Genomic DNA, 20553 nt, shown 5'->3' with positions numbered 1-20553 from the left:
CCCCTAAAAGGAGAGACTTTTAAGAATGCGTTCATTGCAAACGAGCGCAGCAAAATACGCTAAATTGTCTTCTTTAAACCCTGCGAGGCTTACTCAAACAATTCCTGTTCATCAGTATAATATGTTTTCCGCGATGCTTCGTTAATTATGATTGCGGCGCCTGTTGGGCTATGCTTTTTCTTTGAATTGTGAATATACATGAAATCACGAACTTCACCGTTAATGATGTCGGGGTTTGATTTCAAAATGCTTTTTTCGGCATTTTCCAGTACTTTTTTTATTGACTGAGTCAGGTTTTTTAGTTTGGCTTCCGGTATTTTACTGCTTACGGAGAACGGTGAAATGCGGGCATGCCACAAAATTTCATCGGCATAAGCGTTGCCGATGCCTCTCATGATCTTTTGATCAAGCAGAACAGTTTTAATATTTGTTTTTGTTTTTGCCAGGCGCTTTTTCAAATATTCGGCATCGGCATCAAGCGCGTCGGGTACGTCCTTTTTTTCGGGGTTGAGGGTTGGCGTCGCTATCCCCTGGAAATCGGTCAGTACTAATCCGCTGCCATCATCAAAGTGCAGCTCGATGATGCTGTACTTGTTGTCGTTCTTGGTATCGAACAAAAACAGTTTACCGTGCAGCATCAGGTGCAGACCCAGTACATCGCCTTTGCTAAATTTAATGTGCAGTTCCTTCCCTTCGCGATATACTTTTTCGAGCTTTTGTCCGCTTAATACCTCGTTCAGTTCATGTACGCTAACATTTAGTTTTTTAGCGTTAGGTACTTCTATTTTTTTAACGGTTTTACCGGCAAGTATTTTTTGCAGGTTATGGCTAAAAGCCTGCAGATCGGGTAGTTCGGGCATAATATGTTGTTTTTATAAGTAACTTGTTGTTGTAATTAATGTTTGTTATCCGAGACCATTAAACTTTTTAAAACGTTGTATGGCGCTTTCAACAGACTGGTTTTGAGTCTTATTGAGTTTGTTAAATAGTTTAAGCTCAATATCAATATTCTTTTTGCCCATATTCCGGCTCCAGTTGCCAACCACCTGGTTATTGACCATTATAGTTGGGAAAAAGGTAATAGCCCCCATTTTATCCCGAAACCTGGCCGGTACCATGGCATCGCGATTTTTATACGCTATAATCAACTCATCGTAAACAGGCAGAAGGTAAGCTCCTTTTTGTTTTGCTGTATTGAAATCGACATCAGTATCCATCCAATAGCTTATCCCTTCAATGATGATATTACTTAGCCGGCCTTTATTTATTTCGATCCCGGTTTTGGCATCGGCGACAGTAAGGCCGCTCCAATGTACAAAATCATTTATTGTAGCCGGGCCATGGCTTGTAAAATACCGCAAAACCAAACGAGCTACCGCCTCGTCACGATCTATGGCCGGTGCCATTGGTGCACGTTCATCGAGCAGTGCGTAAGTAAATTGTTTACCCTGTCTTGCGCCACTGCAAATTAATTGCTCCAGTTCGGCTTTCATTAACAGTATCGTAAGCCTGAGATCGTCGGTAGCTATATCTGCCTCATGCAGGGCCGAAACAATTTCGGCACGGGTTAATTGTTTGCCGCCCTGCATGGTTTTTATAAATACATCAAAGCTTTTGTTAAAAATTGCATCGGTTACCTCCTGCTTTTTATACATCGCAGCATTGCCCGCGTTGATCCTTGGCGCCGTAAGGCTAAGCATCCAGCGGATGTCCTGAGGTAGAATAAAATGCCAGGTTGGTCTTAATACATGGGTTCGTAAAATAGCACCGGTGGTCATCGCTTTTTCCACGGCCCTGTCCGATGGAGATGACATACGTAACCCAATTGCCCATTTGGCATGGGCATATTCCTGCGCCTGCATGGCGCACATATAGCCAACCACCTCTTCGGGCTTTTTGAATTTATTGTGGTTAAGATGTTGGTTATAAACCCGGAGATTAGCTATATCACGTATGGTCATGTCTGTCTGCTTTGATACTATTCAAAATAAATATATATTAATGACAACTGTTTGTCAGCAGGAAAAATGATTTAATTTGAGAGGCTTATTTTGATGGACGGATGAACAGGATAGATCCTAATTATTTTGCAGGCGGGCTAATTGTCGGTATTGCTATTGGCTTAGCCTTGCACAGCGTTGGTATAGGTATAGCAATTGGTGTTGCCGTTGGTTTGTCTGTGGGCTTAAGAAAGAAGAAAGGGTAGGAAAGATTCTCCAAATTACAGCCTCACGAAGTTTGAAAAAATCGGTGAGGCTGTAATTTGGTAATTAAAAATCGTGATATAAATTTCTGAACGAGCTTCTTATTCCGAAGGTGATCATGGTGTTTTTTGAATCTTTCTGGTCATTTTTTTCCTGGCGGTATAATGCGCCGAGTTCCAGGCGTAAATTGTACTTTGGGTTAAGTATGTAAGCAACAGTTCCTTCACCATAATAAAGCTGTGTGCTTATACCCTGGCCTATGGTAGTTGTAGTATTTGCCGAAGGTATAAAAGGCTTGATAATTATTTTGCCGTTATTTTCAGCCTTTGTGGCATCAAGTCCATATTTGGCATAATTAAGTTGCCCCTGGAAATCAAACCGGCCAACCGAATAATTCAAAATGCCCAAAAGCTCCCTGAAGTTTGCTCCGTAAGGGTGGGCCAGAGGATCGCCGTAAAATGAATAACTGCTTATTGGTTGCTGGTTACTGTAAGTGTATGGCTTAACAGTGTTATATTCAAATAGATAGTTTAACCTTTTAACTTTAAAAATATCTGCGCCACGGATACCCAGTTGCCAACCGTTGGTGTTATCGGTACTGTTGCCCGAAAAGAAATCGCTGCCCTTGAACCTGTCGAACATGATCTGTCCATACAGCGCAGCTTTATCAAAGATCTTGTATTTGGCATTAAAACCTAAAAATACATTGTCTTTTTGATAACCACCCGGACCCAGCGAGCTTGCAAATAAAATGGGGTTCACAAAATTGGCGTCAAAGCCTGCCCGGTTGCCTTTGTTGTCTGCTTCGGGAGTTATCAGGGCGTTAAACATACCGAGCGACGCACGTTTGGTTATATTCCAGTCAATATAATGGAATAAAGCCCATTTGCGGCGGTTACTTCCAAAATTGTCAAATTTTGATGCGACATTATTGAGGTCTTCAATATAAGCCCACGCTACCATATAGCGTACGGGGCCAAGGTCGGCTGTAAGCCTGAGAAGCGGCATATTGGCGGCAAAGTCAGATAAGAGCACCGACCGGTATCCGTCACCAATAAACATTTTATCCTCGCCTAAAGTAATATTCAGTTTTTTTGTTATTGAATAAGAGAGTATTGCAGTTACGTACGACCAGTCTTGTGAGTTGCGTGGTTGGCCTGTATACTTCCTGGCATATGCCTGGCCGGGTATAAAACCATTTGTATTGACATAGTTGTTATAATACGATACAAACTTGGCCGAATTTTCAAAACCGCTTGTGTAAAATGAAAATTTACCGCCCACTGTTCCCCCAATTTGATATCCGCGTACATTTAAGTTGGTCGAATTACTGTTCGTGAAATCCCTGCCGGCCTGCAGATCAGTAATATAGTCGGCATAAAAGGTATATTCTTTTGCTTTTACGTCAAAAAGGTGTTCATTAAATAATTTACGCCCGCCCCAGGTTTTGCGATCTTTAACCCCTACATTCATTACCGAATCATAGGTGTGCAAAATAGCGCTGTCAATTAAAAAAGGGCGCAATGAAGTATGAACCGAGTTTTTTACAGAATAAATATCCGAATTGAACTTCTGATACAACTGGTATGAATGAGGTAAATAAACTGATTGTGCCTTGCTTAACTGCGATGTGAATAAGGCAATTATGGCTATTATAAATGTTTTCCGAAAGGTTAAGGAGTAGAGTTTTTGCATTATAACAAAATAAGTATTAATTATTCTAAGTTAAAAATTTCATTGGTAAATAAGGATATATACATAAATGCCCCGCAGGTTGTTTCTGATATATTAAAATTATGCAAATTGATTTGGACATTGATACCTGGTTAACCATTCATAATCATGGAATTAATTATTCAATAAAGCAGGTTTATACTTATTAATAAATAGATTGAAATATGCCTGTTCGTGGAGATTGGTAAATAAAATTTCTTTAATCCCGGTACTTCAAAAAGTTAATTAATGTTAAATTTTGTCACGTGCAGGTGTTTTTTTTAAATAAGTTATAAAAATCATGATATTTGCCGCGCTATTAAATCAATTGATATTATTAAATGCAGTACAAAAAAATCAATAACCTGTTAGGCTGGCTTTGTTTTGTTATAGCCTCAATAACCTATATTTTAACATTAGAGCCATCTGTAAGCTTTTGGGATTGCGGCGAATTTATTTCATGTGCTTACCGTTTACAGGTAGCCCACCAGCCCGGTTACCCCGTTTTTGCCATGATAGGCAAGGTTTTGTCGTTATTGTCATTTGGTGATAATACTAAAGTGCCTTTCTTTACTAATATGGGGTCGGCGCTGGCCAGCGGTGCAACCATCATGTTTTTATTTTGGACAATTACTGCTTTTGCCAAAAAACTGATGGTCGAAAAACGTGATGAGGCTATTGACGGTTATAAATTATATGTAATTATGGGGGCCGGCCTTGTTGGTGCCCTGGCCTTCACATATACCGATACGTTTTGGTTTTCGGCTGTCGAAACCATTGTATTTGCCCTGTCATCACTATGTACTGCTATTGTGTTTTGGGCGATCCTTAAGTGGGACGAACATGCCGATGAGCCAGGCGCCGATAAATGGATTGTTTTTATAGCTTATGTTATCGGTTTATCCATAGGGATCCACCTGTTAAACCTGTTGACTATACCGGCCATCGCAATGGTTTACTATTTCCGCCGAGCCAAAAATATTACCGTTGGCAATAGCATCCTGACTTTTTTGGCAGGGGTAGTGATTCTTGGCCTGGTACAATACGGCATCAGGGGATATACCATTAAGTTTGCGGCTTATTTCGACCTTTTCTTCGTCAATTCCTTAGGAATGGGCTTTGGGACCGGAGCTTTCTTTTTCATCCTGATGATAATTGTTGCCCTGGTATTGGGGATCCTGTACAGCATCCGCAAAAAGAAACCTGTATTAAACCTGGCTTTACTTTGCGTTGCATTTATATACTTTGGATATGGCTCATTCGCTTATATCCCTATTCGTGCAACTGCTAATACTAATTTAAATAACTCACATCCTGATAACGCTTTTACGCTTTACGGTTATTTAAATCGTATTCAATATGGCGAAGTACCTTTGCTAACCGGCCCTATGTATGATTCGCAGGTTACTGATCAAAAACAGGGGAGTATCATTTATCGCAAAGGCAAAACCAAATATGAAAATGCAGGTCGTAAAACTGATTATGTATATGACCATACTACAGCCTTGCCACGTATGTACAGCACCGATCCTAACGATGTACAGTTTTACAAGCAATGGCTGAGGATTCCCGAGGGGCAGGCTCCAACCATGGGCGATAACCTGAAATGGATGTTCAGCTGGCAAATGTACCAAATGTACTGGCGTTACTTTTTCTGGAACTTTGTTGGCCGTTATAACGATGCCGACGGACAAACCAGTACAGAAGGTATTGACGGTAACTGGACGACCGGTTTATTTGACGGTGGCAAACATTTACCAAAATCAGTAACTGCGGCTACTACTTATACTCCGCTATACGCCCTGCCATTAATAATTGGTTTAATAGGTTTGTTTTTCCACGTTAACCGCCGCAGTAAAGATGCGTTGATTGTTGGCTTGCTATTTTTCTTCACTGGTTTGGCCATTGTGTTATATGTAAACCAGGCATCAGTGCAGCCGCGCGAGCGTGATTACTCATACGTAGGCTCGTTTTATGCCTTTGCCATATGGATAGGGCTCGGCGTAATTGCTATTGCTGAATTTGGCCGCAAATATATCGACGCTAAAATGGCCGCTATCGGTTCAACCGTTATAGGCCTTTTGGTTTGCCCGGTACTTTTAGCAGCCAAAGAGTGGAAAGATCATGACCGCTCAACCAAAATGACGCCGCATGATATGGCTTACAATTACCTTATTTCATGCCCGCCGAATGCTATTTTATTTACTTATGGTGATAACGATACCTACTCGTTATGGTACGACCAGGAGGTTGAAGGTATCCGCCCGGATGTGCGGATTGTAAACCTAAGTTTGTTTACCGGCGACTGGTATATCCGCCAGATGCAGAAAAAGATGAACAGTTCTGAGCCGCTCCCTATCACTATGCCTTTTGATAAATATAAAGAAGGGGTGAGGGACGTTATTTATTTTAACGATCAGAAACTACCCGGTTACCAGGATATTAAAGAAGTGTTCGATTTTATTACTTCTGATGATAAGGCTACGCAGGTACAATATCAAAGCGGCGACTATGGCAACTACCTGCCGACCAAAAATCTGAAAGTTACGGTTAACCCTGATGAGGTAATTGCAAATGGTGTAATAAAAGCCGATCAGAAAGATAAGCTTGCAACCGCCATGGAGTGGAAATATACATCAAACTATGTAACCAAAGAGAATTTGGCCATGTTTGATATTTTGGCGCATAACCATTGGAAACGCCCTATCTGCTTTACCACCACCATTGGTAACGAAAACCTGATAGGTTTACAGCCTTACCTTTATAAAGAGGGCTTTACTTATCACCTGATACCGTTTAAACCGGATACAGCTTTACATGATCAGTTGAGCAAAACCAATACTGATGTAATGTATGATAACGTGATGAACAAGTTTAAATTTGGCAAGTTTAAAACTGCTAAATACCTTGATCATGAGTCGACCTCCATGTTTTACCCCGTTATGGTAACTACATTCCTTGACCTGGCTCAAAACCTTGTTCAGGAAGGCAAAAACGATAAAGCATTAAAAGTTGTTCAGAAATATGATGCTGAGCTGCCTGATATTTACCCGTATGTAGATGTTGCCGGTCGCAAATTGTATTTAACCCAATTGGCTTATCAGCTTCATGACGTGGTGTTGGGTAACAAATTGGCAGGCAATATCGACAATTACCTTACCGATCAGTTGGATTATAATGCCTACCTGCTAAGCCAGGATGTTAATAGCATTAACGGGCGCGATGTACAAATAGGCATGCAAGTGTTGAACGGACTGGTGCAGTTTACCAAAGACAACCATCAAACCGCTCTTGCTACCAAATTTGAAAACCAGTTAAAGGGTTACGAATCAAAATTCCGTGCTGTATTAGGCGGAGGTCAATAGTAATCCTTGATAATATTTATTGGCAAAGCCATCCCGGTTGGGGTGGCTTTGTTGGTGGTTTATAACTGCAGTTAATGGATTTGCTCGTATCTACGGTTGAATTTTCTATAATCTTTTTGATTGAATTAAACGAATCTGGCCCGATCATAGCATACATATAATACAATTATCGGTAGTATGATAATTAGGGTACCAACTGCTTTGTTTCACAATGTAAGCCGTGGCTCAATTGTCATGGTCTTTAGCCTTTAATCGACAAAAAAATCGACATCTCACGAAATATCGCCACGTAATTGTTGTTGATTGAATTCAAGCTGTTGAAAATCAATGATATGTTTGCGTGGTATACGGTTTGTTAATGTAAGAGCAACCATTTTCTTGCCTTTTGCATAAACAATGCCCGAAAAATTGACGTTTCTCCCGGGTGCATAGCTGCAAATAGGCATTTTAAAAAAATTGATTTACTTTTAACAACAAAAACTACGATGAAATTTCAACCGCTGTTAGAACAGGTAAAACAGTACGCTATATCCTATTTTGACGTACATCATGATCCCGACTTAATTTATCATAACCTGAGGCATACTAAAGACGTTGTTGCAGCGGCTACCCAGATAGCTAACCACTACCAGTTAAGTGATGAAGATTTTTTTGTGGTGATCTCTGCATCCTGGTTTCACGATACCGGATATTTTACTGATAAAAAGGATCACGAATCAAAAAGTGTTGCGCTGGCTACACATTTCCTTAAACAGCATAAAGTTGAGCAGCCTGTTATTGATAAAGTATCCGGCTGTATTTTAGCTACTAAAATGCCGCAAAACCCCACCGGTTTATTGCAACAAATTCTTTGCGATGCAGATTTGTTTCATTTAGGTACAGATGATTTCCGCGATAAAAATAAGCTGCTGCGCAAAGAGATGGAAGCCATCAAAAAACATGATATTGATAAGGACGAATGGCGCGGCTATAACATCGAGTTTTTGCAGGGGCATGAGTATTATACAGATTATTGTCGCCTACTGCTTAACGATCAGAAACAAAGAAATCTTCAAAAACTAATTGAAAAACAAGCTGATGTTGAAGTAAAAGAAACACCTGAACTGCTTACAGCTGATACAGATGTGGCCTCTGTTATTACACAAGAAAAGGAAAAGGACAAGGACCATGACGATGATCACGCTGGTAAGAAACATAAGAATGACAGGCCCGACCGCGGTATCGAAACCATGTTCAGGATCAGTTCCAGCAATCATCAGCGCCTGAGCGATATGGCCGATAATAAGGCCCATATCATGATCACGGTTAACTCTATCATTCTTTCGGCAATTATCAGTTTGGTGCTGCGTAAACTTGATGAGCATTCTAATTTGTTGATCCCAACGTTTATGCTCTTGTCGGTTAGTTTGGCTACTATGATCTTCTCCATACTTTCAACCCGTCCGTCTATCCCACCGGGTTTGTTTACCCCCGAGGATATCAATAAGAAAACAGTTAACCTATTGTTCTTCGGTAACTTCTACCGCATGTCATACCAGGATTACAGCGATGGTATGGAGAAAATGATGGAAGACCGGGAGTTTCTGTATGGTAGCTTGATCCGCGATAACTATTCGCAGGGTGTTGTACTTGGCAAAAAATACAGGCTGCTCAGGGCATCGTACAATATATTCATGTTTGGCCTTATTGTATCGGTAGTAGCATTCATTATATCTTCGTTATTGTAGGCGGTCGGGGTACTGCCAAAAACAAAATCTGAACCTATGGAATACTCATTTTTCGACAGGGACCTGAGCTGGTTACTTTTCAATGAACGCATATTGATGGAGGCCGAAAGCGAAGAACTCCCCGTAATGGAAAGGGTAAATTTTCTTGCTATATTTTCATCAAATCTTGATGAATTTTACCGTGTGCGGATGCCAGTGGTAATGGCACTGCACAAGCTTAATCTGCTTAATAAAACCGATGAAAGCGAGGATGTACTATATAAAGCCCAGCAACTGGTAGAAGCTCAGCAAAATCGCTTTGGGAAGGTTTTTACAGACAGGCTTATTCCGCTCCTGAAGGAGAATAATGTAAACCTGTTGTTCAATGAGCCTATCCCAGTTTCTATAATCGATAGGGTGAGTAATTACTTTTACAGTCAGGTACTTGCCTTTCTGCAACCTATTGACCTGGTAGGCGGTAAAAAGCAATTCTTCCCCGAAAATAACCGCTTATACTTTTTGGTGAACCTTGGTTTGGAGAAGAAGAAGGAAAGGTCAGTGATCCTCAACATTCCCTCAAACCAGTTACCGCGGTTTTTTAGTGTTAATGAAGATGGTAAACAATATATCATTTTTCTTGATGATATTGTGCGGTACAATCTTGACAAGATCTTTAAAACCGAAGAAATAAAAGGCTGTTACAGCTTCAAAATAACCCGAGACGCCGAGCTTGAGCTTAAAGATGATTATGACGGAGATGTTCAGGAGCAGATTGAAAAACAATTGCTAAAACGTGATCATGGCTTGGCAACGCGCTTTTTGCACCAGCCGGGTATCCCGCTGCGTATATTGCATTTAATTGAAGATAAGCTTGGCGTACAGGGATCGAGCGTTGTAGAAGGTGGTTTTTACCATAACCTTAAAGATTTAATGGGTTTGCCGGTAGGTATTCCATCATTTAAATATACTAAATGGCAGCCGTTGGTAAATCGGCAGATCAGCGCAGACGAATCCATATTTGATTATATAGATAATGGCGATTGTATTTTTCATGCGCCTTACCAGTCATACAACGCTATCCTCCGTTTTTTTAATGAGGCAGCAATCGACGAAAATGTAGAAGAGATTTCGGTAACACTTTATCGTGTAGCCAGCGATTCGAGGATTGTAAATGCCCTCATCAGCGCTGCCGAAAGCGGTAAAAAAGTAAGGGTGCTTGTTGAGTTAAAAGCCCGTTTTGATGAAGCCAATAATATCAAATGGGCTAAAAAATTAAAAGCAGCCGGAGCCAATATTATTTACAGCGATAAGGCTATAAAAGTGCATGCAAAAGTAGGCCTGGTTAAGCGCCTTGTCGACGGGAGGATAAAATATGCGGGACTTTTAGCTACAGGTAATTTTAACGAAAGTACGGCTGCTTTTTATACCGATCATATCATGATGACGGCCAATCCGCAGTTGCTGCGCGAAATGGACCTGCTGTTCATCTACCTTGCAAAAAAAGCAAAATCGGCTGAGGGCTATGATATTGATTTTAAACACCTGCTGGTGGCTCAATTTAATCTGCAATCAAAATTTATTGAGCTTATTGATAGGGAAATTGAGCAGGCACGTAAAGGGAACCCGGCAGGGATTACCATAAAACTCAATAACCTGGAAGAGCGGGTGCTGATTGGCAAACTCTACGAAGCGTCGCAGGCAGGGGTGAAGATCAGGATGATTGTACGTAGCATTTGCTGCCTGATACCCGGAGTGCCGGGAATGAGCGAAAACATTACCATAAGGCGTATAGTTGACCGATACCTGGAACATGGACGCATTTTTATATTTCATAACAGCGGTGACCAGCAGGTTTTCATGGGCTCGGCCGATTGGATGAACCGTAATATTTACCGCCGTATCGAGGTGTGTTTTCCGGTTTATGATGAGCGCATCAGGAACGAGGTAATTGCGATGCTTGATATTCAACTGGCCGATAATGTGCAGGCTGTAAAATTAAATGAACAATTGCAAAACATAAGGGTTGATAAAACTGAACCGCAGGTACAATCGCAGCGGGCCATTTATGAACTTTTACAGCAAAAAAAATATGACGGGGTTTAAAAAACAAGGTGCTAAACGAGCAATGACCCTTTATGTAGCCGGCATGCTTGCCGTGGCGGTAGTTTTTTTGATCATCTCTTGTAAAAATAAAGAAAAGGCGATCCCTGCCAGTCCGACGGGGTACGACCTTAATAATCCTGTTAAATATAAAATGCCCGAAGATCTCACCGAAATCTCAGGTTTTGCCTTTCACAATGGTAAAAATGATTCGGTTTATGCCGAGCAGGACGAAGAAGGCTTTTTGTTTAACCTGAAACTGGGCGATAAAAATGCTAACTATACCAAGTTTGGCAAAAGTGGTGATTATGAGGATGTGGCCATTTGCCGCGAACAGGTAATCATGCTTAAGAGCGATGGCACGTTGTTTACTTTTCCTTTTAGCCAGGTTAGGAGTAAAGAAGCAGCCAACGTACAAAAGATTAAAGGCGAACTACCCGAGGGGGAGTTTGAAGCTATATGTGCCGATGAAAAGACCGGCCTGGTTTACGTACTTTGCAAACATTGTGCTGATGAAAAAACATCCAAAAGCAGTAGCGGCTATATTTTGAAACTCCAGGCAGACGGCACCCTGAAACAGACCGGTATTTTTGTAATAGATGTTAAGGAAATTGAGCGCCTTGCCAATAAAAAACGTGTGCCGTTCCGCCCTTCGGCGATGGCGAAAAATACATTTACCAATGAATGGTATATCCTTTCGTCGGTAAATAAAATGCTGGTAGTTGCCGATGTTAACTGGAAAGTGAAAAACGTCTATCCTTTAAGTGTTACCATATTTGGCCAGCCCGAAGGTATGGCATTTGACAACCAGCGTAACCTGTACATCTCCAACGAGGGCGACCAGTTAAGCGCAGGTAATATTTTGAAATTCAGCTATAAGAAATAGTGCTATTGAAGTACAGATAATCCAATACTATATACATCCCAACCGGACCTCATGATTAAAAAACTACCCTTATTATTTGTTTTACTATTGGGCATACTCAATGTACAGGCCCAGGATTCAGTTCAGTATAGGATGATCTTTATTGGCGATGCAGGCGAAATAGATCTGCAGCAAAGTGCCGTTTTAAAACATGCGGCTGCCAATGTGCTCAAAAACAAAACTTCGGTATTTTATCTGGGCGATAATATCTATCCGCGGGGAATGGGGCTGCCGGGTAGTCCTGAAGAAGCCGGAACCCAAAAAATCCTGCAATCACAATACCAGCCTATGCGTGCCACCGGTGCGCCTGTTTACTTTATACCGGGTAACCATGACTGGGATAAGATGGGTCCGCTCGGTTTGGCTAAAATAAAACGCCAGTGGGCGTTTTTGGATCAGCAGGGCGATAAGCTGCTTAAAATGGTGCCCGAAAACGGCTGCCCCGATCCGGTCGAGATCAATCTTACCAATGATCTTACTGTAATAGCTTTTGACAGCGAATGGTGGTTATATCCATTCAATAAAAGTAACCCCGGCGCCGAGTGCGATTGTAAAAACAAAGATGACATTGCCGATAAGATCAAGCTGATCTTTGAGCGGAACAAAGATAAGGTTATCATCTTGGCATCGCATCATCCATTCCAGAGTTATGGTACACATGGCGGATATTTTTCACTTAAAGATCATATTTTCCCGCTTACCGTTGCCAATAAAGATCTTTGGATACCCTTGCCTGTCGTCGGTTCCCTTTATCCTTTTCTACGCTCTACATTTTCAAATCCCGAAGATTTGGGACATCCCTTGTATAAGGATATGATTAAAAAAGTGGATGCAGTTTTTGGCAGTTTTCCGAATTTGATCCATGTGGCCGGGCATGAGCATGGCTTACAGTTTATCAAAAGCAAACAGTTGCAGGTGGTGAGCGGCGCAGGTGCCAAGCAAACCTATGCTATTAAAGGTAAATACTCTCTTTTTGCCGATGCCACTCAGGGCTATGTAACGGCTGACTTACTGATTGATAAACGGATGCGCTTTACGTATTATATCGACAGTGATAAAGGTGTTAAGCAGGCGTTTACCTATACACAACCTTACACATCGGTAAAAAATGTTCCTGATACGCTGCATACGCCTATCAAAGCAGATAGTATCATGGTTAGGGTTCATCCTAAATATGATAGCTTAAGCAATTTTCACCGCCGCTGGTTTGGTGAAAACTACCGCAAGGATTGGGCTGCTGAAACTAAGCTGCCTGTGATCAGGCTGTCACAAATTCATGGCGGTTTAAAGGCCGAAAGTATTGGCGGTGGGTTCCAAACACACTCACTTCGTTTAATTGATAAGGATGGCAAGGAATGGGTGTTGCGCAGTGTGGAGAAACAACCGGAAAAGATCCTGCCCGATGAATTCCAGGAAACCTTTGCCAAAGATTGGGTTAATGATGCCATGAGTGCCCAGCACCCGTTTTCGGCGCTGATAGTACCGCCGCTTGCTGATGCCGCCCGTGTGCCGCATGCCAACCCGATAATCGGTGTGGTATCGGCTGATCCGGTTTTAGGGCAATATGCTAATATTTTTGCCAATAAAGTTTGTTTGCTTGAAGAACGCGAACCAGGCGGCAAATCAGATAATACCGTGAAGATGATTGGTAAAATGCTTGAGGACAATGATAATACCGTAGACGGCGAGGAGTTTCTACGCGCCCGTTTGCTCGATCTGTTGATTGGTGATTGGGACAGGCACGGCGATCAGTGGCGCTGGCGTGATGAGAATAAAGGGAAAGGTAAATTTTATACTGCCGTTCCGCGCGACCGCGATCAGGTGTTTTACACTAACCAGGGAGTATTACCAACCATAGCAGCGCAGCCGTGGGTGGCCCCGAACCTGCAAGGCTTTAGCGGAGAGATCTACAGCGTAAAATATTCTCTATGGAAAACCATGTTCATGCAACGATGGCCATCGGTACAATACAGTCATGAACAATGGACAAAGATTGTGAATGATTTTGTTGCAGCAGAAACTGATGAAGTACTGGAAGCCGGTTTAAGGCGTTTGCCCGAATCATCGTACAAATTAAGGCATGATGTATTGCTAAAGCAACTGAGGGAACGACGCGCCAATATCCCGGCCGAAATGGAGTACTACTACAAGTTCATCAATAAAATAGTTGATATCCATACTTCAAATAAAAATGAGCTGGTAACGGTAAAGGATGAGCCTAACGGCAGTCTTAATGTGGTTATCAATAAGATCAATAAGGATGGAGAGGTTAAGGACACACTTATGAACCAGAATTATCATCCCGATATTACCAAAGAGCTTCGTATTTATGTGAGCGGCGGTGATGATAGGGTTGTGCTTGATAATGCCACATCGCCAATAAAACTGAGGTTTATTGATAGTACCGGTACCAAAACCTACAATATTGTAAAATCGCTTAACACGGTTCAGCTTTATGACCGCGGCAAAAAATTGAGCATAACCGGCGATGAATCAAAAGTTAACAAGCATATCAGTAAGGATAGCGCCAATACATCATACCTGCGCGTTAACCTGATGAATGTGATAGCGCCTCTGGCCAATATTTCTTACAATCCGGATGAGGGCGTACTGCTTGGTGCCGGTTTTAAATACACTCACCAGGAAGGCTTTCAAAAGTTGCCTTATAATGATGTTCAAACTGTATTTGCCAGTCACTCATTCAGTACAAAGGCTTTCAAGGTTAAATACAGTGGTGAATGGATCCATGCCTTCGGCAAAGCCGACTTTTTGATGGATGCCCAGCTTGATTTTCCGGATAATATCAATTTTTTTGGCCGGGGGAACGAAACGCCATTTATTAAAGTGGGCGATTATCGCAAATACTACCGTACCCGTTTTGATAATTTTACTTTCAGCCCCGCCTTCAGGTGGCGCAATGAATCGGGTACTTCCGTTACGTTAGGGCCTGCGTTTCAGTACTATAAATTAGATGTTGATGACAATATCGGCCGATTTATTACATATCCGTTACTCACAAATGCGCCCGACAGTTATACCTTTGATAAAACAAAAATGCATGCCGGTATAGTTGTTAACTTTACCAGTGATAAACGCAATGACAAGATACTTCCGGCCTGGGGAAGTTTTGTAAATATTAAACTTCAGGAGTTTAATGGCTTAAATAATAACTCCACAAGTTTTGCCCAGCTTATGCCCCAGGTTGCTTTGTACAAAAGCCTGAATGCCAAAAGCACTATTGTTTTGGCGGATAGGATGGGCGGCGGCATTACCATCGGAAAAACCGCTTTTTATCAGTCGTTGTTTTTAGGCGGGCAGGATAACTTATTAGGCTACAGGCTTTATAGGTTTGCCGGCCAGCATAGTTTTTATAATAACCTGGAGTTGAGGATAAAATTGACTGATTTTGCCAGTTATATAGTTCCCGGACAAATAGGTGTTATAGGATTTTATGATATAGGCCGTGTTTGGGAAAACGGGCAAGGCTCGGATAAATGGCACAACGGCACCGGTGCAGGTTTTTATGTTGCACCTGCACGATTGGCAGTTATTAAAATAATTGCCGGTTACTCTGAAGAAGGATGGTACCCTTATCTTTCAACAAGTTTCAGATTTTAAAGAAGGGTAAAATTGTAATAAAAAAATGCACACAGAAGTACTCAATATAAGTAAAAACGAATGCACCATTTGCCAGGTTGAAACATGCCTGACATTTAACCCGTTCGTGACGCATTTAAAAGAACGGATTGCTACTGAAAAAACGCTCAAAAGCGAGTTCTATCGCTATGTTTTGGAACGTTTTGAGCATGATATATGTATTGATCTGGATATGCGGCCAACAGATGCCGAAAAATACCGGGAAATGCTGGAGCTTATTTACTCCATACTGACACCGCCAATAGCTAACGAAAAGGAATTTCACTGGGCGCTAAGCACACCGGTACCTGATAAAATATTTTTCAGTACTGAGGCTTTTTATGATTTCCATTCAAGTCATCATTCTAATTTATATGCGTTGAATGTATCCAAGAATGAAATGTTTAGCGACAGGCAAAAGCGGTTTATTTATAACCTGATCCTTGAACGGATGTATGGCTTTTCGTCGGCGATTAAGAATGAATTGCTGTTTTCGTACGAAGATCCGGAAACTGGTCTTTCACGGTATTTTAATATCCAGACTGATGCCCGTTTCGTGGAAATTGAATTGAATGGCGAACTGCCCGAACTTAGCTTTGATACTATTGAACCCTATTTACATTCACATACCAGCCTTGAGTTAATTGAAAAGGTAATACCACTTAATATTTTTAAATTCAAGGGGTTCACAATAATTACGTTAACAGATGTAACGTTAACGCATGCACTTGAAAATATTCGTACCGAGCTGGTTAACCATTCGGCAAATGAGGAGGAGCAATATGCGCACATCATCAGCTCGCTAAAATCCCTTGCCGAAAGCCCAGGCATTGAGTTTGGGTTGATGCCTTTTTTAACTATCAATAATGAGCCTATTTTTGATAACGACGAATGCTCCAGAAGTATCCTGCTTAAGGCCGCTAAAGATTTTAATCTTGCCGAGGAAACTTTTGACGCGATCATTGATGATTACAACCAAAACCCGAGACCTATCTTTTTCAATTCTATTACCGACGAAAAGATAGGTAAATTTCCCTTTTTGCAGGTTTTGAAACAAGCCGGCATTAAATCTTACGGAATTTTCCCGGTGTACTACAATAAGAAAAATGTAGGCATCATGGAAGTATTTTCATATAAAGAGATTGTTTTTTACGAAAAGCTGCTCTCGAAATTACAGGCTACTATCCCGCTGATTGCCCAATTGCTGCAAAACAGCATCGATCAGTTCGAGGCCCGGATTTCGGGTGTTATCAAAAATAAATTCACCTCGTTACAGCCATCCGTTCAATGGAAGTTTAATGAAGTGGCCTGGAATTATCTTAAGGAAAAAAGAAAGAAGAAAAAGAGCCCCGAAATTGAAACAGTATCATTCAGCCATGTTTACCCTTTGTTCGGGGCTGTCGATATCCGCAATTCCACAGTTGAGCGCAACAGCGCCCTGCAGGAAGATTTGAAAAGCCTGCTTACTATACTTATCGAAACCTTGCGGGCTTTAAATGAACATATTCATTTAAGCCTTACAGGCAATCTTGTATCTAAATGCGAGGATTGGCTTGAACGCATCAGCGGCTATATCACCACCAACGATGAGTTGATGCTGGATACTTTCCTCCATAATGAGGTTAATCCTTTCCTGGAGCATTTCAGAAATAATTACCCAGCCGAGAAGGAGATCATTGACAGGTATTTCGATGCCATGAACGAGGAAACCGGTGCTTCATTTGAGCATAGGCGCAACCTCGAAACCTCCATGCAGCTCATCAACACCTCCATCAATCAGTACCTTGAACAGGCCCAGACAGAAGTGCAGGAGTCATTCCCCTGTTATTTTGAAAAATTCCGTACAGATGGGGTGGAATATGATATTTACATAGGGCAATCTATAGCGCCGCAGCGCGTTTTTGATATGCTGTACCTTAAAAATATCCGTTTGTGGCAGTTACGGTCAATGGCCGAAATAGCCCGGATGACAAACGACCTTGGCGATCAGCTTTCACGTCCTTTACAAACTACGCACATGATATTTATCCACTCAAACGCTATAGATATCAGTTTCAGAAACGATGAAAGGCGTTTTGACGTTGAGGGGGCCTATAATATCCGTTACGAGGTGATCAAAAAGCGTATCGACAAGGTTTTGATAGCAGGCACCTTTGAGCGCCTTACCCAACCCGGCAAAATAGCCATGGTATATTTTAACCCAACAGAAGCTGCTGAATATGACGAGTACATCAGGTACCTGCAAGTACAAGGCTATTTGCTGGATGACCTGGAATACCTTGAACTGGAAGAGTTACAGGGCGTTACAGGCTTAAAAGCATTAAGGGTTGGAGTTAATTATCAATTGCCGTTATTAAATAGCTAAAAGCCTAAGGCTGAAAGCTTAAAGCGAAAAGAAATCAATAAAGCAAAAAAGCTTTCGGCCTTAGGCTTTCGGCTTTGAGCTTGATAAGATCGCTTTCTTCATTAATAAATCGGTTTGCTTGTCGCTTCCCAGGACAAATTCATGACTGCTGAATACTTCAAAGCCATGTTTTTCATAAAAGGCAATTGCTTTCTGGTTGTGTTCCCAAACGCCAAGCCAAATGTATTGCAGGTTTTTATCGGCGGCTTCTTTTAAGGTGAAATCAATAAATTGGTGGCCTATCTTTTTGCCGTGATGCTCGGCCAAAACATAGATCCGTTCTATTTCGACAGCATTAAGGTCCTGAAATTCTGTTTGGGCCGGGCCGTAATTTAGCTTGAGATAACCGGTTATCTCGCCGTTAGATATTGCAAAGTAAAAGTGTGAGTTTGGGTTGCTGAGTTCTGCTTGTATTTTTTGCGGCGTAAAAGCAACAGATGCATAAGCCTCAATATCTTCCGGTTTATTTAAATGGCCAAAAAAATCGAAAAAGGTTTTTTTGCTTAAAGCCAGCAATACATCGGCATCGGTCAATGCCAGTTTTTGAATCGTTATAGTTCCGGTAGTCATGAAGCAAATCTAAACAAACTACCTTTTCAATCAAATTGCTCTTTCAACCTTACTAACCTGTCAATCATGAGATTTAATTTTTCTTCCTCATTTTTAAACATTCGGGGTTTAAGGTAAAACGTGGTGAACAAAAACCAGATCCCGATTGATGTATAGGTGACTATTTTAAAGGTGAGTGATGAATGTTCAAGTACCTCGATAAAATACATGGCTAAACCGGCGCTTAGCAACAATATATAGGTATAATAAAACCAGCCTATAACTTTGCTCCGGTTTTTTTGATATGCTTTGAGGCTGTCAAGATATTCGGCAGGATTGAGGGTTGCATCGCGCTTACTCAAAATGTGATAATGACGTACCATTAACGAAAGATACATCAACATGGTTACCAGTACGATGAGGATCCCGATAGTAGTAACTGCAGATTTAAATGCCAGGAAAAAAGTGACGACAAAAGCGAACGCAACGGTTACAACCATGGCCACAATACTCCAGTATAACTTTTGGGTTATACTCCTTATTCCCTTCTTTACCTGCTTCAGCACCTCATCCACCGAAAGCTGATCTGGTTTTGGCTGTCCCTGCCAAACCGACATCAAATGATCAAAGTCTTTCATACTGGTTATATAACTCCGTTAATTTTTGTTTTATACGATAAATTTTCACCCTCAGGTTCCCTTCTGATATGCCCGAAATTTCAGCAATTTCGGGGTATGGCACCTCATCAAGTACCATAGTTATAATAATCCTTTCTGATTCTTCCAGTTTTGAAATACATTTATAGAGCAAAGCTACCTGCTCGTTTTTATCCGATAGTTCTTCTCGTTTTGTTTCCGCTAATTGTGGGGTTAGTTCGTCTTTGGCCTGGCGTTTTTCCGAGCGCAAATAGGTTAAACAGGTATTTACAGCAATGCGGTAAATCCAGGTTGATATCATGGCCTGGTTACGGAATTTCTCTAAATTTTGCCAAACCTTTAAAAAGGTTTCCTGTAACAGGTCGTTGGCGGCATCGTCATCGCCGGTATAACCATAGCACAGATGGAATATCTTTTTAGAATTAGCTTCATATATCTGCTTGAATGCTGCTTCTTTGTTGGCCACTTCAGTTAATTTTATATTTAGACGATGTTAAACTTTATATGTTACAACAAATGATCATTCTTTTTAAACCAGCCCAACTTGCTTTCGGCATCGTTTATTAATTTATTGTAACTATCCTGGTAGTCAAACTGTAAGTCTTCATGGAGTTTATTAATTAACCCGCGGATCTTTTCAACCTGCCTAATTAATATCAGCCTTAAAGGCTTGTATGAGGTGCGCCGGTCGGCATATTCAAGGTAATTTTCGCAAAAATTGATCAGTAATTCGATCTCAGCACCTTTTGATGCCATAAACTTGGTGTACTTGCTCAATAACCTTAATATTTTGCGCATGCCCTTGGCCGCGTTGTAACTCAGCGATGATAGCTGACTGAACATGAACCCGGCTTCGGCTTTTACTTTTTCAATAAAAGCGGCTTCATCATGGGCTTCAAAAAGCAGGTAGGCCAACAGCTCCTTGTTTTCTTTTTTGTACCGTGCCAGGCGCAGCATTAATTCGGCCAGCTGCTCATTAGGCAGGTGCTGAATTTCTTTTTTTATATGCTGTAATCCGTAGGCTGTGGTAGTCATGTTGTAATAAGCAGGCAAAATACTAATTGTTTAATTATTTTTTACGAATTGCCTTATGCCGGACACAATTAGATGGAATTATACGAATGAAGGAGTATTTAAATTCGTGTAATTCGTTTTAATTCGAGAAAATTGCTGTAGAAGTTAAACCCGTTTCTACGGCGTAATCATTTAATTTTCTCTTTTAACGTGATCGTAAAATAGAATATTCCCACACCTGTTTAAACAGCGCGTAAATTTTGTAGTTTTGCAGGCTTATT

The 20553-nt window shown here is 41.3% G+C and carries 14 protein-coding genes; 7 read left to right on the top strand and 7 right to left on the bottom strand.

The features are described 5' to 3' along the window. Nucleotides 1-89: 89 nt before the first annotated feature. Nucleotides 90-860, bottom strand: a complete 771-nt coding sequence (locus ACP26M_RS11090; RefSeq protein WP_426588822.1) for a DNA-formamidopyrimidine glycosylase family protein — start codon at nt 858-860, stop codon at nt 90-92. Between the two features lie 45 nt (nt 861-905). After that, a complete protein-coding gene (locus ACP26M_RS11085; RefSeq protein WP_426588820.1) occupies nt 906-1961 on the bottom strand; it encodes a winged helix DNA-binding domain-containing protein in 1056 nt (351 codons plus the stop codon). Nucleotides 1962-2062: 101 nt separating this feature from the next. Here ACP26M_RS11085 and ACP26M_RS11080 point away from each other — a divergent pair, with 101 nt between their 5' ends. Further along, the gene (locus ACP26M_RS11080; RefSeq protein WP_426588818.1) at nt 2063-2206 is read left to right on the top strand and encodes a hypothetical protein; all 144 of its coding nucleotides are present in this window, start codon (nt 2063-2065) and stop codon (nt 2204-2206) included. A 64-nt stretch (nt 2207-2270) separates the two neighbouring features. Here the strand turns inward: ACP26M_RS11080 and ACP26M_RS11075 are convergent, their stop codons facing one another. Next, a complete protein-coding gene (locus ACP26M_RS11075) occupies nt 2271-3899 on the bottom strand; it encodes a gliding motility protein RemB (protein WP_426588816.1) in 1629 nt (542 codons plus the stop codon). Between the two features lie 359 nt (nt 3900-4258). Between ACP26M_RS11075 and ACP26M_RS11070 the strand changes: the two genes are divergently transcribed. From ACP26M_RS11070 to ACP26M_RS11045, 6 genes are all read left to right on the top strand, one after another. Continuing rightward, complete coding sequence (locus ACP26M_RS11070; protein ID WP_426588814.1) at nt 4259-7282, top strand: protein O-mannosyl-transferase family; 3024 nt, start codon at nt 4259-4261, stop codon at nt 7280-7282. Between the two features lie 485 nt (nt 7283-7767). Then, the gene (locus ACP26M_RS11065) at nt 7768-9009 is read left to right on the top strand and encodes a Pycsar system effector family protein (RefSeq protein ID WP_426588812.1); all 1242 of its coding nucleotides are present in this window, start codon (nt 7768-7770) and stop codon (nt 9007-9009) included. A gap of 36 nt (nt 9010-9045) precedes the next feature. Continuing rightward, complete coding sequence (ppk1, locus tag ACP26M_RS11060; protein ID WP_426588810.1) at nt 9046-11091, top strand: polyphosphate kinase 1; 2046 nt, start codon at nt 9046-9048, stop codon at nt 11089-11091. Next, nucleotides 11078-11974, top strand: coding sequence for an SdiA-regulated domain-containing protein (locus tag ACP26M_RS11055; RefSeq protein ID WP_426588808.1), 897 nt, complete (start codon nt 11078-11080; stop codon nt 11972-11974). The genes ppk1 and ACP26M_RS11055 overlap by 14 nt, the downstream gene beginning before the upstream one ends. Before the next feature lie 51 nt (nt 11975-12025). After that, the gene (locus tag ACP26M_RS11050; protein WP_426588806.1) at nt 12026-15631 is read left to right on the top strand and encodes a BamA/TamA family outer membrane protein; all 3606 of its coding nucleotides are present in this window, start codon (nt 12026-12028) and stop codon (nt 15629-15631) included. Nucleotides 15632-15656: 25 nt separating this feature from the next. Further along, on the top strand, nt 15657-18014 hold the full coding sequence (locus tag ACP26M_RS11045) for a GAF domain-containing protein (RefSeq protein ID WP_426588804.1): 2358 nt from the start codon (nt 15657-15659) through the stop codon (nt 18012-18014). 60 nt (nt 18015-18074) lie between these two features. Here ACP26M_RS11045 and ACP26M_RS11040 read toward each other — a convergent pair whose 3' ends face one another. From ACP26M_RS11040 to ACP26M_RS11025, 4 genes are read right to left on the bottom strand one after another with little or no spacing between them, the layout of a single operon-like run. After that, a complete protein-coding gene (locus ACP26M_RS11040) occupies nt 18075-18623 on the bottom strand; it encodes a GNAT family N-acetyltransferase (protein ID WP_426588802.1) in 549 nt (182 codons plus the stop codon). A gap of 26 nt (nt 18624-18649) precedes the next feature. Continuing rightward, nucleotides 18650-19240, bottom strand: a complete 591-nt coding sequence (locus ACP26M_RS11035) for a hypothetical protein (RefSeq protein WP_090525003.1) — start codon at nt 19238-19240, stop codon at nt 18650-18652. Further along, nucleotides 19227-19724: an RNA polymerase sigma factor gene (locus ACP26M_RS11030; RefSeq protein ID WP_090525007.1), complete on the bottom strand. Its 498-nt coding sequence runs from the start codon at nt 19722-19724 to the stop codon at nt 19227-19229. The genes ACP26M_RS11035 and ACP26M_RS11030 overlap by 14 nt, the downstream gene beginning before the upstream one ends. A gap of 41 nt (nt 19725-19765) precedes the next feature. After that, entirely contained in the window at nt 19766-20311 is a 546-nt protein-coding gene (locus tag ACP26M_RS11025) for a hypothetical protein (protein ID WP_426588799.1), read from the bottom strand. Between the last annotated feature and the right edge of the window lie 242 nt (nt 20312-20553).

This window comes from Mucilaginibacter sp. R-33 (assembly GCF_049949235.1).
Lineage (GTDB): Bacteria > Bacteroidota > Bacteroidia > Sphingobacteriales > Sphingobacteriaceae > Mucilaginibacter.
Note: the sequence above shows the minus strand (reverse complement) of the source record. Positions and strands in the feature narration are given on the sequence as shown.

Excerpts from the sequence above, each read along its gene's own strand:
- ACP26M_RS11045 (WP_426588804.1), top strand. The coding sequence starts at position 15,657 with ATGCACACAGAAGTACTCAATATAAGTAAAAACGAATGCACCATTTGC.
- ACP26M_RS11085 (WP_426588820.1), bottom strand. The coding sequence starts at position 1,961 with ATGACCATACGTGATATAGCTAATCTCCGGGTTTATAACCAACATCTT.
- ppk1 (WP_426588810.1), top strand. The coding sequence starts at position 9,046 with ATGGAATACTCATTTTTCGACAGGGACCTGAGCTGGTTACTTTTCAAT.
- ACP26M_RS11035 (WP_090525003.1), bottom strand. The coding sequence starts at position 19,240 with ATGAAAGACTTTGATCATTTGATGTCGGTTTGGCAGGGACAGCCAAAA.
- ACP26M_RS11075 (WP_426588816.1), bottom strand. The coding sequence starts at position 3,899 with ATGCAAAAACTCTACTCCTTAACCTTTCGGAAAACATTTATAATAGCC.
- ACP26M_RS11065 (WP_426588812.1), top strand. The coding sequence starts at position 7,768 with ATGAAATTTCAACCGCTGTTAGAACAGGTAAAACAGTACGCTATATCC.
- ACP26M_RS11040 (WP_426588802.1), bottom strand. The coding sequence starts at position 18,623 with ATGACTACCGGAACTATAACGATTCAAAAACTGGCATTGACCGATGCC.
- ACP26M_RS11090 (WP_426588822.1), bottom strand. The coding sequence starts at position 860 with ATGCCCGAACTACCCGATCTGCAGGCTTTTAGCCATAACCTGCAAAAA.
- ACP26M_RS11050 (WP_426588806.1), top strand. The coding sequence starts at position 12,026 with ATGATTAAAAAACTACCCTTATTATTTGTTTTACTATTGGGCATACTC.
- ACP26M_RS11055 (WP_426588808.1), top strand. The coding sequence starts at position 11,078 with ATGACGGGGTTTAAAAAACAAGGTGCTAAACGAGCAATGACCCTTTAT.
- ACP26M_RS11070 (WP_426588814.1), top strand. The coding sequence starts at position 4,259 with ATGCAGTACAAAAAAATCAATAACCTGTTAGGCTGGCTTTGTTTTGTT.
- ACP26M_RS11080 (WP_426588818.1), top strand. The coding sequence starts at position 2,063 with ATGAACAGGATAGATCCTAATTATTTTGCAGGCGGGCTAATTGTCGGT.